The 15,146-nt window shown below is 32.1% G+C and carries 16 protein-coding genes; all 16 read left to right on the top strand.

Translation table 11 applies throughout. The features are described 5' to 3' along the window. Positions 1-8 precede the first annotated feature (8 nt). The 16 genes from flhA (at position 9) to tsf (ending at position 15,011) form a co-directional block, all read left to right on the top strand. Positions 9-2,036: a flagellar biosynthesis protein FlhA gene (flhA, locus tag CHB72_RS01360; RefSeq protein ID WP_089281060.1), complete on the top strand. Its 2,028-nt coding sequence runs from the start codon at positions 9-11 to the stop codon at positions 2,034-2,036. Next, the gene (gene flhF, locus CHB72_RS01355; RefSeq protein ID WP_089281059.1) at positions 2,037-3,194 is read left to right on the top strand and encodes a flagellar biosynthesis protein FlhF; all 1,158 of its coding nucleotides are present in this window, start codon (positions 2,037-2,039) and stop codon (positions 3,192-3,194) included. Further along, a complete protein-coding gene (locus CHB72_RS01350; protein WP_089281058.1) occupies positions 3,194-4,087 on the top strand; it encodes a MinD/ParA family protein in 894 nt (297 codons plus the stop codon). Before flhF ends, CHB72_RS01350 begins: the two co-directional genes overlap by 1 nt. A 13-nt stretch (positions 4,088-4,100) precedes the next feature. Further along, entirely contained in the window at positions 4,101-4,751 is a 651-nt protein-coding gene (locus CHB72_RS01345) for a flagellar brake protein (protein WP_089281057.1), read from the top strand. Between the two features lies 1 nt (position 4,752). After that, positions 4,753-5,841 (top strand): protein-glutamate methylesterase/protein-glutamine glutaminase, encoded by a 1,089-nt coding sequence (locus CHB72_RS01340; protein WP_089281056.1) that lies wholly within the window; start codon positions 4,753-4,755, stop codon positions 5,839-5,841. A gap of 1 nt (position 5,842) precedes the next feature. Next, positions 5,843-7,879, top strand: coding sequence for a chemotaxis protein CheA (locus CHB72_RS01335; RefSeq protein ID WP_089281055.1), 2,037 nt, complete (start codon positions 5,843-5,845; stop codon positions 7,877-7,879). A gap of 14 nt (positions 7,880-7,893) precedes the next feature. Then, positions 7,894-8,346, top strand: coding sequence for a chemotaxis protein CheW (locus tag CHB72_RS01330; RefSeq protein ID WP_089281054.1), 453 nt, complete (start codon positions 7,894-7,896; stop codon positions 8,344-8,346). An 18-nt stretch (positions 8,347-8,364) separates the two neighbouring features. After that, a complete protein-coding gene (locus tag CHB72_RS01325) occupies positions 8,365-8,979 on the top strand; it encodes a chemotaxis protein CheC (RefSeq protein WP_330396960.1) in 615 nt (204 codons plus the stop codon). Next, entirely contained in the window at positions 8,980-9,465 is a 486-nt protein-coding gene (locus CHB72_RS01320) for a chemotaxis protein CheD (RefSeq protein WP_089281053.1), read from the top strand. A 28-nt stretch (positions 9,466-9,493) separates the two neighbouring features. Next, on the top strand, positions 9,494-10,225 hold the full coding sequence (locus CHB72_RS01315) for a FliA/WhiG family RNA polymerase sigma factor (RefSeq protein ID WP_089281052.1): 732 nt from the start codon (positions 9,494-9,496) through the stop codon (positions 10,223-10,225). A 28-nt stretch (positions 10,226-10,253) separates the two neighbouring features. Continuing rightward, positions 10,254-12,095, top strand: a complete 1,842-nt coding sequence (locus tag CHB72_RS01310) for a FapA family protein (RefSeq protein ID WP_089281051.1) — start codon at positions 10,254-10,256, stop codon at positions 12,093-12,095. A gap of 11 nt (positions 12,096-12,106) precedes the next feature. Further along, positions 12,107-12,433 (top strand): hypothetical protein, encoded by a 327-nt coding sequence (locus CHB72_RS01305; RefSeq protein ID WP_089281050.1) that lies wholly within the window; start codon positions 12,107-12,109, stop codon positions 12,431-12,433. A 16-nt stretch (positions 12,434-12,449) separates the two neighbouring features. Beyond that, on the top strand, positions 12,450-12,911 hold the full coding sequence (locus tag CHB72_RS01300) for a hypothetical protein (protein ID WP_089281049.1): 462 nt from the start codon (positions 12,450-12,452) through the stop codon (positions 12,909-12,911). Between the two features lie 10 nt (positions 12,912-12,921). Continuing rightward, positions 12,922-13,392 carry a hypothetical protein gene (locus tag CHB72_RS01295; protein ID WP_089281048.1) on the top strand — a complete coding sequence of 157 codons (471 nt, stop codon included), beginning with the start codon at positions 12,922-12,924 and terminating at the stop codon, positions 13,390-13,392. 188 nt (positions 13,393-13,580) lie between these two features. Further along, the gene (gene rpsB, locus CHB72_RS01290; RefSeq protein ID WP_089281047.1) at positions 13,581-14,279 is read left to right on the top strand and encodes a 30S ribosomal protein S2; all 699 of its coding nucleotides are present in this window, start codon (positions 13,581-13,583) and stop codon (positions 14,277-14,279) included. A gap of 84 nt (positions 14,280-14,363) precedes the next feature. Beyond that, on the top strand, positions 14,364-15,011 hold the full coding sequence (gene tsf, locus CHB72_RS01285) for a translation elongation factor Ts (RefSeq protein ID WP_089281046.1): 648 nt from the start codon (positions 14,364-14,366) through the stop codon (positions 15,009-15,011). Positions 15,012-15,146 lie beyond the last annotated feature (135 nt).

Here is a 15,146-nt window from a genome sequence, read left to right as displayed (position 1 = left end):
GGAGCTACATGAAACACGGAGATATTATTGTTGCTTTGGCAATTATTGCTATTGTTATTATCATCATTATTCCTATCCCTCTAGGTGCTCTTGATGTATTGTTAAGTTTTAATATATCATTGGCTCTATTAATTTTATTAATAGCAATGTATACCCAAGAGGCTCTACAGTTTTCAATATTTCCATCTATATTATTGATAACAACTTTGTTTCGGCTGGCTTTGAATATTACAACGACTAGATATATTTTATCTAAAGGGACTGCAGGAAATGTTATTAATACTTTCGGCGATTTTGTAATAGGAGGCAATGCAATTGTAGGATTTATTGTGTTTCTTATTATCATTATTGTACAATTTTTAGTTATTACAAAAGGATCCGAGAGAGTTGCAGAAGTAGCTGCAAGATTTACTTTAGATGCGATGCCTGGTAAACAAATGGCAATAGATGCGGATTTAAATGCGGGATTAATAGATGATAGTGATGCTAGGGACCGACGTAAGAAGATTCAACGGGAAGCAGATTTCTATGGAGCTATGGATGGAGCCAGTAAGTTTGTTAAAGGCGATGCCATAGCTGGAATTATAATAACGATTATTAATATTATTGCAGGTTTTATCATTGGAGTCTCAATACAAGGCTTGGACTTAACTACTGCTATGGGAAAATACACCATATTGACGGTGGGGGACGGATTAGTGAGCCAAATCCCTGCTCTTCTAATTTCCACCGCTACTGGTATTGTAGTTACTAGAGCTGCTTCAGAAGGAAATTTAGGAAATGATTTAATGAAGCAACTTTTTAATCAACCTAAAATTATGTTTATAATTTCTGGTGTGCTGTTGTTTTTTGGAATTATTGGTTTACCGTTTATACCCTTTGTTTCATTATCCATTGTATTTTTATTTTTAGGACTCAATTTGAGAAAGGCATTAAAAGAATCAGAGGTAGAAGATATCCCTGATGAAATAGCAGAAGCAGTTGATGAAAAGAGAAAACCTGAAAATGTTATGCCATTATTAAATGTTGACCCTATAGAACTGGAATTCGGATATGGCATTCTTCCGTTAGCTGATTCCAGTCAAGGCGGAGATCTATTTGATAGGCTAGTAATGATCCGAAGGCAGTGTGCTCTTGAGTTGGGCATCATTGTACCAATGATAAGATTGCGAGATAATATACAATTAGAACCCAATCAATATATCATTAAAATTAAAGGTGTAGAGATTGCGGTTGGCGAAATAGTATTTGATCATTATTTAGCCATGAATCCTGGAATGGTAGAAGAAGAACTAGAAGGTATTGATACAATAGAGCCTGCTTTTGGACTTCCAGCTAAATGGATTAATGAACAAGAAAGAGAAAAAGCTGAAATATTAGGTTATACTGTTGTTGATCCACCTTCTATTATAGCAACTCATTTAACGGAAATCATTAAGAAACATGCTTTTGAGTTGTTGGGAAGACAAGATGTGAAAAAGCTAATTGATAATGTGAAAGAAAATCATTCTGTACTAGTAGATGAATTAATTCCTAATCAAATGGGTCTGGGAGATATTCAAAAGGTGTTAGGTAACTTGCTAAAAGAAGGAATATCCATAAGAAATATGGTAACTATTTTAGAAACGCTAGCAGATCATTCGAGTATTACTAGGGATACAGATATGCTTACTGAGTATGTAAGACAAGCTCTAGGCAGAGCCATTACTAAACAATTTATAAGTTCTCAACCTGCTAAGGTAATTACAATTGCAAAAGAATTAGAACAAAAAATTATGGAATCCATACAGCAAACAGAAAATGGAACCTATATATCCATGGATCCAGACATGATGCAAAAAGTTATTAACAGTCTTTCCCATCAGTTGCAAAAATTGATTGCTCTTGGGGAACAACCAATTGTGATTACAGCACCAATAGTAAGATTATATTTTAAAAGATTATCTGAACAACTTACTTCAGAATTAATTGTGCTATCCTATAATGAAGTAGATCCGACAATAGAAATTCAATCGGTAGGGGCGGTGAATTTATAGATGAAGGTAAAAAAGTTTTCTGCCAATAATAACCAGGAAGCACTGAGTATGGTAAGAAATGAATTAGGACCAGATGCTGTTATATTATATCAAAAGAAAGTAAAAGCAAAAGGATTATTCGGTTTTTTAAAGAAACCGATAATTGAAGTAGTAGCTGCTAAGGAAGATAGGGTGATCAAAAAACCTGAAAAGACAAGTGAAAGCTATCAATCAGCCATGGAATTGATCCAGAAAAAAGTTGAAAGCAGTAAACAGGATAAAGTAACGACTACAACAATCAATAGTGAAGTAAATGAAATAAAGAATATGTTAAATACAGTCATTAAAAAAATGAACAAACAAGAACTGCCAGATATGCTAAAAACTACAGAAAATAAAGAAGTATTAAAGCTATTTAACCTCTTAAAAGAACAAGAATTAGAAGAAGCTTTAATTGAAGAAATAATAAACAAGTGCATTACTGTTGATAATGATAAACCAGGGATGATACAGGATAAACAATTACTAGAATTAGAAATGAAAAAGGTAATAGACAAATATATAGTTTTGCAACAAAAAAACCATAGTACAAAAATCATGGTTTTTATAGGACCCACGGGAGTTGGTAAAACTACCACAATTGCTAAACTAGCTGCTCAATTTGCATTAAATGAGGGGAAAACAGTGGGATTAATTAGTGCCGACACCTATAGAATAGCAGCAGTGGAGCAATTAAGAACCTATAGTGATATATTAAATGTGCCACTAGAAGTAATATATGATTCTTCAGAAATACATTATGCAATAAATCAGATGAATGAAAAAGACATTATCATGGTAGACACTGCTGGCAGGAGCCATAAAGATAAACAGCAAGTGATGGAATTGGAAAAATTACTTGAGGAAATCAATGAAAAAGATATTTATTTAGTAATGAGCTGCACCTCAAAATATAGCGATATTAAAGAAATAGTTAATACCTATAACTTTATAGATAATTATAATATAATATTTACAAAAATTGATGAAGCTACCACCTACGGTACCATTCTAAATACGGCAAAAGAAACGAGGAGACCTATTTCCTATATAACAACAGGACAAAGTGTTCCAGATGATATTGAGGTAGTTAGCATTGAAAAGATTGTAAGCCTTTTAATAAGGGAGGCTATACATTAATGGATCAAGCTACAAGATTAAGAGAATTGATTACTCAAAAGAAATTAATGTCCCATGACTCTGACGATGTAAAGAAAATTAGAAAGAATAATACAAGAGTCATATGTGTAACCAGCGGAAAAGGTGGTGTAGGGAAAACAAATTTCACGGCGAATTTAGCGATTTCCCTAAGTAATCAAGATAAAAAAGTAGTTGTCATTGATGCAGACTTAGGACTAGCTAATGTGGATGTTGTACTTGGAGTTATATCAAAATATACGCTGCTAGATGTAATTAATCATAATAAAGATATAACTGAAATCATGAATACTGGCCCTAACGGCATCAAAATAATCTCTGGTGGTTCAGGCATAATTGATTTAGTAGATATGTCAAAAGAAAAATTAAATATACTAATAGCACAATTTAATAAAATATATGATGATGCAGATATCATTCTAATTGATACTGGAGCAGGTTTATCAAAATCAGTATTATCCTTCGTATTTGCTGCTGAAGAAACAATCGTGGTGACAACTGCTGAACCAACATCTTTAACAGATGCATATGCTATGATAAAAAATATAGCATTAAGCGATAAGGATAAAAAGATTAAAGTCATCATTAATCGCGTTGAAAATGTTGCTGAGGGGAAAATTGCATTTGAGAAATTGAGAAATGCCTGTGAAAAATTTTTAAATACGAAGATAGAAAAATTAGGATTTCTTGCTGATGATCACAACGTTAGTAAAGCTGTAAAACTTCAAAAACCCTTTGTAATTGAATATCCTAATGCTGCGATTAGTAGAAATATTAAAGTAATCGCTTTAAAGTTGACAAATAGTATCGCTGAAGAAAAAGATTACGCTAAATCTGAAAGCTTTATTAGTAGAGTCATTAGCTTGTTTAGATAGGAGAGAAGCTGTGATGAATCTTTTAACAGAATTAAAGATAGGGGAAAAAATAGAAATTGAGCCTGTTAGACTTAAAAATACTATTATTTCAAGACCTATAGTTAGTCAGGTAATAGAAATAAGAGGAGATAAAGTGTTTATTGCTAACCCTATAAAAAAAGGGATGCCTTATCTACTGCATCAAGGACAACAAATTAGCATCATGTTTTATCGAGATGAAAAAGGAATATTTAGTTTCACTGGAGAAGTAATACAAAGACTAGAATTGAAACTTCCGGTATATATTATCAAGCCAATAACTCCACCAGAAAAAATACAAAGAAGATTATATTTTAGATTAAAGGTACTAACAAAGGTGGTAATCAGAGATCTTAATGATAATAAGTCCATAGAAATTTTTACTAAAGACATAAGTGGAGGAGGATTAAAAGCAATTACAAAAAAAGCGTTCGAAGAAAAACAGAAGGTTGAATGCATTATTTCACTGAATAACAATAATACAGTAACGGTAGTAGGCGAGATTGTGAGGGTAGAAAAGGAACCTACAACGAATGAATATGAAATCGGTGTAAGATATATAGATATTTCAGATAGTGCTAGAAATCAAATTATAGCATTTGTTTTTAGAAAACAACGTGAACTACGACAAAAAGGGTTGATTTAGAATGACAAAAACTAGTAACAGAATAAAAGTAGTTGTAGTAGACGATTCTCCTTTTATGAGGAAAATCCTAAGCGATATCTTAAATAGTGATGAACATTTACAAGTAATTGGCGATGCGAAAAATGGTAAAGAAGCAATCGAGGTTATTAAAACATTAAAACCAGATGTTATAACCCTAGACGTTGAAATGCCAATTATGAATGGGATAGATGCATTGAAAATCATTATGGAGATTAATCCAATACCAGTTGTGATGTTAAGTGGATTAACGTATAAAGGTGCAGAATCTACAATGATAGCTTTAGAGTTAGGGGCAATAGACTTTATTCAGAAACCTTCAAGTATTTTTATGGTCAACGCTGATCATCTCAAAAAAGAAATTGTTGAAAAAGTAAAAAACGCTCATAAGGCAAAGGTATTCTATGATCATAGCATTACCAATAAAGTAGATACTACAAGACGTTCCATAGAACGACAAAGAAATACAAGAGGTAATACATCTATAAAAAATATTGTGGCCATAGGTATTTCTACTGGAGGGCCTAGAGCATTGCAGCACATCATTCCTCTAATACCTAAAGATTTTCCTGGGAGTTTTTTAATTGTACAGCATATGCCACCTGGTTTCACACGATCTTTAGCAGATAGACTCAATAGTATTTCTAGTGTAACGGTTAAGGAAGCAGAGGACGCAGAATTACTTTATCCAGGTTGTGTATATATTGCACCTGGAAGTCATCATTTAGAAGTAAAGACAAACGATGTAAACAAATTATACATTCACTTATCTGAAAAACAACTTGTTTCTGGACATAGACCTTCAGCAGATGTGCTATTTAGATCACTGGCGAATTTAAAAGAAAATAGGAAAAATCTGATAGGAGTGATCATGACGGGAATGGGTTCAGACGGTACAAAGGGTTTGATTGACCTCAAACAAAAAACATCTGCTTATATCATTGCACAGAAGGAAGAGAGCTGCGTTGTATATGGAATGCCAAAGAGCGCTGTTAAAGCGGGCATTGTTGACGAAATAGTTTCTTTAGAAAAAATAATGAATGTTATAGTAAATAGAGTGGGGGTGTCATAATATGGATATGAGTCAATATTTAGACATATTTATGGAAGAGTCAAAAGAGCATTTACAAAGCATGAATGATATTTTAATGCAGTTAGAAAACTCTCCAAAAAACATTAATTTGTTAAATGAAATTTTTAGAATTGCCCATACCTTAAAGGGTATGTCTGGGACCATGGGATTTAGCAATATCGCAAGCCTGACCCATGAAATGGAGAACATATTAGATGATATAAGAAATAAGAATATTGTTATTACTGCTAAAGTCATTGATGTGTTATTTGAATGTTTTGATGAATTAGAAAGCTATGTTGATCAGATTGAAAAGCATAACAATGAAGGAGCACTTACTTCTCAAGACTTAGTAAAAAAACTGCAAGCATTAAAGCATCATGAAGATATTGGTGAGGCAAAACAACCATTAAAGAATTTTGAAGTTTCGGATGATGCTCAGCCCATAGACATTACGATTAATCATTATACAAATGATATTATTAAAAAAGCAATAGAAAGAGATTTCAATGTATTTTCTATAAAAATCACATTAGATAAAAAATGCATGTTAAAATCTGCTAGAGCTTATATTGTGATCAATACGCTAGAGAAATTAGCAGAGATTATTCAATCGACACCTAGCATAGAAGATATTGAAGATGAGAAATTTGATTTATCCTTTGAACTGATCATCGTTTCGAAGTGTGATGAGGCCTATATTCGTAAAGAATTAAATGGAATCTCAGAAATAGAGTCGGTAGAGGTATTGGATTTTAAAAACACAAGATATTCAGTTGAGTTTTCGGAAGAAGATGATAAAAATTTAGAAAAATTTGAAGAACATCAACAAGCTTTAGATAGTCCATCTAGTGAAAATAAAAAAGAAGAAGCAAATAGTAGAAAGTCAAAAACTGGCAAAACAGTGAGAGTAGATATTGATCGTTTGGACAATCTGATGAATTTAGTTAGCGAATTAATCATTATTAAAACCAGACTAGAGGATATTGATGACTTAGAAAAAAGGCAGAGAATGAATGAAGCTACAGAGCATCTTGAAAGAATAACGACTAGCTTACATGATGCAGTGATGAAGGTCAGAATGGTTCCCATTGAAAGAGTATTCAATCGTTTTCCAAGAATGGTGAGGGATCTTTCTAAAGAATTAAACAAAGAAATATCTTTGATCATGACAGGAGCAGATACAGAAGTAGATAGAACGGTAATAGACGAAATTGGAGATCCTCTGATACATTTAATAAGAAATTCCATTGATCACGGCATTGAAGATACAGGGACCAGATTGCGAGTAAATAAAGACAAGCAAGGCACGGTGAAACTTTCAGCATATCCAGATGGCAACAGTGTTGTGATTGAAGTAGAGGATGATGGAAAGGGCATAGACATTGATAAGGTTAAGGCAAAAGCCATTGATAAGAATATTATATCATTGCAACAATGTCAGCTAATGGAGGATAATGAAATTATTCAATTATTATTCACACCAGGTTTTAGTACTGCTGATAAAATATCAGATATATCAGGTCGTGGTGTAGGCTTGGATGTGGTAAAAACTAAAATAGAAGCCCTTGGAGGAACGGTAGAAGTCAACTCTTCTATTAATAAAGGGAGCAAATTTGTTATTAGACTGCCTCTAACATTAGCTATTATACAAGCGTTACTCGTTGTTACAGGAGATGAAAAATATGCTATTCCGTTAAATAATATAAAAGAAATTTCAACGATTGAAGCTAATTCTATTAGAAAAGTCCAAGGAAATGAAGTTGTATTATTTAGAAATACAACGCTGCCAATATTAAGACTTTCAAAATTATTAAATGTACCCAATTATGTAGAAGATAAATTAGAATATACAATTGTCATTGTTAAAAAAGGGGATAGGACGGCGGGAATTGTCGTAGACGAACTGATAGGACAACAGGAAATCGTAATAAAATCATTAGGTAAGTTTCTTTCGAATATTAAAGGAATTGCAGGTGCAACAATCCTTGGTAATGGTTCTGTAGCACTAATACTTGATACGAATTCATTTTTTTAAAGGGGTGAGGTAGATTGGACAATAACAATGAAAGAACAAACCAGTATGTTATATTTAAATTGGAAGAAGAGTATTATGGGGTAGCTATCAACTTTGTTGAAACAATAGAAAAGGTTCTAGAAATTACTCGACTTCCTAACACGCCTCACTACATTAAAGGAGTTATCAATTTAAGAGGTGAAGTCATTCCTGTGATCGATTTAAGAACAAGATTTAAAATGGGAGAAAAGACTTTAACAGAAGAATCAAGGATTATTATACTTACTGTGGAGGAAATGACGATTGGATTATTAGTGGACAGTTCTTCAGAAGTGTTAACCATCGAAAAAGAAAATATTGATAATACCAATAGCTTAATTAATCATACTGAAGATGATTATATCAAAGGCATAGGTAAAGAAGATGATCGAATGATTATTATTTTAGACATTTTGAAAATATTAACTCAAGATAGCCAAGAAGTGTAAAGGAGGTGCATTTTAAAAGTGTTTAAGGTGGAAGATTTAAACAATATGCATCTAGATGTATTACGGGAAGTTGGTAATATAGGAGCAGGAAATGCAGCTACAGCCCTTGCTAAAATGATAGATAAAAAAATAGACATGGAAGTCCCAATAGTAAAAATACTAGATTATGGTGACATTGCCAATACCCTAGGAGGAGAAGAAAGTGTAGTAGCTGGAATTTATTTTGACGTTGAGGGAGATATCACTGGAAATATTATGTTTCTGCTAGATGTAAACTCTTCAAAGACGTTAACGGGAATGCTTATGGGCAGGGAAGATTATTCAAAGGATTTAGATGAAATGGATCGATCAGCGCTACAAGAAGTAGGAAATATTCTATCTGGATCCTATATTTCTTCTCTATCCTCTCTTACTGGTTTAAATCTACTACTTTCAATTCCATCTCTTTGTATAGATATGGCAGGGGCAATATTGAGCGTACCAGCCATTCAATTTGGATATGTTAGTGATAAAGTTTTACTAATAGAAACAAAATTGAAAGACGGTAATGACTTAGTAAAGGCAAATTTTTTCTTAATACCAAATGCAGAAACCTTCAGTACTTTATTAAATAGTCTAGGAGTGTATGATTAGATGCAAAAGATTATAAAGGTTGGCATGGCTGACTTAAAGATTGTAAAATATCCAGAAATATTAACAACATTAGGTTTAGGCTCTTGTGTAGGCATCGCATTATATGATAAAAAAATACAACTTATTGGGTTAGCTCATATTATGCTGCCAGATAGTAGACAAATAAAAAACAATGCCAACAAAGCAAAATTTGCGGATACAGCGATAAATCTATTAATAGAGGAAATGGTAAAAGAAGGAGGCAATAGGAGTAGATTTGTTGCCAAAATAGCTGGCGGGGCACAAATGTTCTCTTTTGGCGGGAATAGCGATGTAATGAAAATTGGTTTCAGAAATGTAGTCGCTACCAAAGAAATTTTAGGAGATCTTAAAGTACCTATTATTGCAGAAGATACAGGGGGAAATTACGGTAGAACAATTGAAGTTTATTCGGATACAGGAGGATTACTAGTAAAGACAATAGGACACGGTATTAAAGAAATCTAAGGAATTAGAAAAGCCAGGAGGTCTTTAAATGGGAGATCAAAGCCTATGGCAGAAGTATAAAAAAAACCATGACAAAGAAGCTAAGAATCAATTGATAGAAAGATACATTGAATTAGTTAAGATCATAGCAGGTCGTTTATACTCTACATATGGATCAAATATAGAATATGATGACTTAGTAAGTTATGGCATTTTTGGCTTATTAGATGCTATTGAAAAATTTGACATTGATAAAAAAGTTAAATTTGAAACCTATGCTCAAATACGTATTAGAGGTTCGATTATAGATCAATTAAGGAATTTAGATTGGATTCCTCGTTCTGTCAGACAAAAATCTAAAATGATAGAAGAAGCTTATAATAATTTAGAAAATAGGTTTGGAAGAAATGTCAAGGATACAGAGGTAGCAAAGGAATTAAATATATCGATCGACGAATTAAACACTATACTTCAGCAAATAAACAGTTTCAATATAGTGTCTTTAGAAGAAAAATTATATGACAGCAATATCGTAGATCATCTAAAATACGAGGAAGAGTCTTTGCCAGAGGACATTATTTGCAATAGAGAATTATATGAAATATTACAACATAGTATTGAAAAATTGCCCGAACGAGAAAAACAAGTTATTTCATTATATTATTTTAATGAAGTAACTTATAAAGAAATAGGAGAAATATTAGAAATTTCAGAATCAAGAGTATCTCAACTACATTCAAAGGCGATCAGTAGATTAAAAGCAAAGATAGTAGAAAAATAGGGGATTAAAGAAAAAGGGGGGGAATCGCATGAATAAGGATTATATAATTAGTAAAGGAAACAGCTATGAAGAAGCACTGAACTCTGGATTGGCACAGTTAAACTTAAAATTAGAAGAGGTTGAAGTTGAAACTCTACAGGAAAAAAAATCCAGCTTTTTCCGGAGCGGTTATATAGAGCTAAAGATTACTAGAAAAGATCTCACTCTGCAAAGCGCAATAGAACAAATTAATCAAATTGAAAGTAATATTGAAATAGAAAATAATATTTCTACTGTAGAAGAAGACGATTTTTTTAAAATAGATTATTTCCCTGATGGCGTTTACATTACAATCATAAAACAAAACGCTTGTGATGCGAAAAACAAGCTAAAGCAGTTAGTAGACTATTTATCTAAAAAGTCTGTAAAAAGTTATGATATAGAGGTAATAAGTAAACATCTAAATGATAATGTAACTACACCTATAAAAATTGCCCCCTATCAAGAAGAAGTGAAAATTGATTCAGATGCCCATATTGAGATTAAAAGAGATAAACTTGAAGCTTATATTACTATTATAGAAGCTGATGGAGGTAAAGAACTAAGTTTTGACGACGCAAAGGAAAAGCTAAGGGAAAAAGGAATTGTATTTGGGATTGATGATAAAAAGCTGCATGATATAATAGACAATAGAACTTTTGGGGTCAAAATTCTAATTGCACAAGGGAATAGACCTGAACATGGTGAAAATGGGACAATAATATATTGTTTCGATACTCAAAAAGACTATACACCTCAGCTTTTAGAAGATGGGACAGTAAATTTCAAACATTTAAATCTAATCAATAATGTAAAAAAAGGACAGTTATTAGCTGAAATTATTCCACCTACAGATGGAACTGCTGGCAAAAATGTTTTAGGAGCAGAAATATCTGCTTTGAAAGGAAAACCGGCGAAAGTAATTAAAGGAAAAAATATCTATGAGGACGAAAGCGGACTAAAAATCTATGCCGATGTTGACGGACAGGTGTTTTTTAGAGACGGGAAATTGCAGGTAAGTCAGGTATATGAGGTTCCTGGTGATGTAGATCATTCAACCGGAAATGTTACTTTTAATGGGAAGGTAACAATAAAAGGTAATGTTAAATCAGGATTTACGGTAGAAGCTGACGGTGACATTGAAGTGAATGGTGTGGTGGAAGGTGCAACCCTCCTATCAAAGGGCAATATTCTATTGAACAGAGGAATACAAGGAAACAACCAAGCCTATTTACAATGTAGTGGAAACCTTATTTCCAAATATATAGAAAACACCACCATAAAGAGTTTTGGAAATATTGAAGCAGATTGTATATTGCATAGCAATATTGTGGCTAAGGGAAATATTATAGTAGATGGAAAGAAAGGTTTGATTGTTGGAGGACAAGTAAGAGCTGGTGAAGAGATAAGAGCTAAAATCATTGGATCCCATATGGGTACCATCACTAATCTAGAGGTAGGAATAGATCCAGATGAAAAAATGAGATATGAAAAGCTTAAAGAAGAGATTGCAGAAATTCAAAAAAATTTAGGAAACTTAAAAAAGACTATTGAGTTATTAAGCAAGTTGGCGAAGGATAATAATCTGCCTAAAAGTAAAGAGGAAATTCTTGTTAAATCCCTGAAAACATATGAATACTTGAAAAGCAAACATGGCCAACTTCAAAAAGAAATGCAGCTATTAGAACATCAGCTACAAAGTTTATCAAGCGGCAAGGTACATGCAGGTAAAATCTATCCAGGAGCAAAAATAACTATTTTAAGTGCAGTTAGACATATTTATGATGAGCTGATTAATAGCACGCTATATAAAAAAGATGGAGATATTATGATTGGACCTTATGAAAAATAGGGAGTGATAATATGGCTATTAAACCAATAGATTTTCATTTGAGCTTTAACAAAACAATTCATGAATCAAAAGAAAAGCAAAATGATTTTAATCGAATAAAGGATACAAATACTTTTTTGCAAAGTCAGCAAAAAAATGAAATTAAGAGAAATAGAAAAAAAACTCAACAAACAGAGCATACAGATGGCAAAAAGGTTAGGCGAGAGGGTAAACAAGATTCTCAAAATAGAAAGAAAAAACAAAATTCTAATCAATCCTTTAATTCTTCAGATACTGAAAATAATAGAGAAAATAAAGATAAAAATAAAAAAGGACAAAAATTAGATATATTTATTTGACAATAAGAGGTGTATTATGAATTATAACATAAACCATATTGTAGTTTTATTAGGAATTTCTGTAGTTATCATTTCATTTTATTTAATATTCAAAAAAAAAGAAAACGATTCTATAGAAGAATATATACTTGCCTCCGGTAATTCTAATCAAGAAGAAATAAACCTTTCCCGGGATTTATTTAAGGAAGGTAACGATAAAATTGTCATAGAAATTGAACAATTAAGGAAAGAAGTCACCAATTTGACCCATGTTATTCAGGAGGTGTACCTTCTGCTAGAAGAACAAAAAAATGATGAAAATCTGACTGTTGAAAGCAATAGTGAGAATTTCAATCATTTATTAAACTATAATCAGTTCCTTAATAAAAATAAACCCATTATTGATTTATCTAAACAAAATAAAACATCTGAAGAAATAGCGAAGATTCTCAATAAAAGTGTTAGAGAAATTGAGATGGTTATAAAGCTAATAAAATGAGGTGGAATGGTTGAAACATTTTTCAATTCATAGTATAGCCATTGGCATTGGTATTGGGATGGTCATAGCAGGTATAATCAACATCCTTTTTATTAATGATTCAATGAATGATATACAAAGTATAAATAATGACCCCTTTGTAAAAATTATAAAACAAAACGAAACAACGAATGATTCTGAGAAAAGCCATATAGATGGAATAGACAATAATATTATTGAGGAGAGCAATATAGACAACAGCGATGAAATGAAAAATGTAGATAGTAACAAAGCGTATAAAGAGGTTTATATAAGAAAAGGTATGACTAGTGAAGAAATAGCTCAATTATTAGAGGAAAAAGAAATTATTCTTAGTAGAGATGAATTTATATATGTAGCAAATAACTTACAAATGACCGGTCGTTTGAAATATGGCTTAAAAAGAATTCCTAACGAAAGCTCTATTGAAGATATTTTAGAAATATTAGTAGAAATCAATTAATAAAAACACCATTAATTGTCAATAATGATAACAGGAATTAAAAAAAATATATTGATTAATAATTGATGGTATGTTAGAATACAAAAGGTGATAAAACACACATCTTATAATCTACTTAGTGGTGCTTTGCAAAAGTCCTAAGAAGAAATGATTAAGATGGAGGGAAAACTAAAGGAGGTAAATAACAAATGTCAGTAATTTCAATGAAACAGTTATTAGAAGCAGGTGTTCATTTTGGACATCAAACAAGAAGATGGAATCCTAAAATGGCAGAGTATATTTTCACAGAAAGAAATGGTATTTATATCATTGATCTTCAAAAAACAGTGAAAAAAGTAGAAGAAGCCTATGATGTAGTTAAAGAAATAGCCGCTGAAGGAAAAACGATTCTTTTTGTTGGTACAAAAAAACAGGCACAGGAAGCAATAGCAGAAGAAGCTAAAAGAAGTGGTATGTATTATGTAAACCAAAGATGGTTAGGTGGAATGCTAACAAACTATAATACAATTAAAATCCGTATCGACCGTCTACATCAATTAGAAAAAATGCAAGAAGACGGAACTTTTGATGTATTACCTAAGAAAGAAGTTATTAAACTTAAAAATGAGATGGAAAAACTCGAGAAATTCTTAGGTGGAATTAAAGACATGAAGGACATGCCAAGTCTTTTATTTGTAGTTGATCCAAGAAAAGAAAGAATTGCAGTAAAAGAAGCGCATATTTTAGGTATACCAGTAGTATCTATTGTAGATACTAATTGCGACCCCGATGAAGTCGATTATATTATCCCAGGAAATGATGATGCGATCAGAGCTGTAAAACTTCTTACTGCTACTATGGCAAATGCAGTAATAGAGGGAAAACAAGGATTTCAAGTTGAAGAATAATTAAGACTGAAGAATAATAAGGTAAGGGTTAGGGGGTTTTCCCTTACATCCTTACCTTTAATAATATTATAGGAGGCGTTAAGAATGAATATTACTGCAGGTATGGTAAAAGAACTTAGAGAAAAAACTGGTGCAGGCATGATGGATTGTAAAAAAGCTTTAACTGATGCACAAGGAAATATTGATAAAGCAGTAGAAGTTTTAAGAGAAAAGGGCTTAGCTGCTGTTGCTAAAAAAGCTGGAAGAATTGCAGCTGAAGGATTAGTGGAAGCTTACATACATGGTGGGAGAATTGGCGTATTAGTAGAAGTAAACTCCGAAACAGATTTTGTTGCTAAAAATCAAGAATTTAAAGAATTCGTTAAGGATGTAGCTATGCAGATCGCAGCATCTCAGCCTCAATTTGTTAGTAAGGAAGAGGTTCCACAGGCTGAAATTGACAAGGAAAAAGAAATTTTAAGAAAACAAGCTTTAAATGAAGGCAAACCAGAAAAAATTGTAGATAAAATGGTAGAAGGAAGAATTGAAAAATATTATAAAGAAGTGTGCTTATTAGAACAACCATTTGTAAAAAATCCAGATGTAACCGTTAGTCAATTATTAACAGAAAAAATTGCTAAGATTGGCGAAAATATTAGTATTAGAAGATTTGTAAGATTTGAAGTAGGAGAAGGAATTGAAAAGAAATCTGAAAATTTTGCAGAAGAAGTAGCGAAACAGATAGGTCAATAGTTTTGTGGGAGAACACTTTTTTGTGTTCTCTTTTCAAATAAATATTTTCAAGAAATCTATTTATTTTTTAGTGTTAAACAGAGGTTTTTAGTAAAAACTATTAACAAAAATAAAGGATTTTTTTATTCGTTGTAG

It is taken from the genome of Anaerovirgula multivorans, from assembly GCF_900188145.1.
Classification (GTDB): domain Bacteria; phylum Bacillota; class Clostridia; order Peptostreptococcales; family Natronincolaceae; genus Anaerovirgula; species Anaerovirgula multivorans.
The sequence above is the reverse complement of the archived record's forward strand: the minus strand, read 5'-3'. Positions and strand labels throughout refer to the sequence as shown.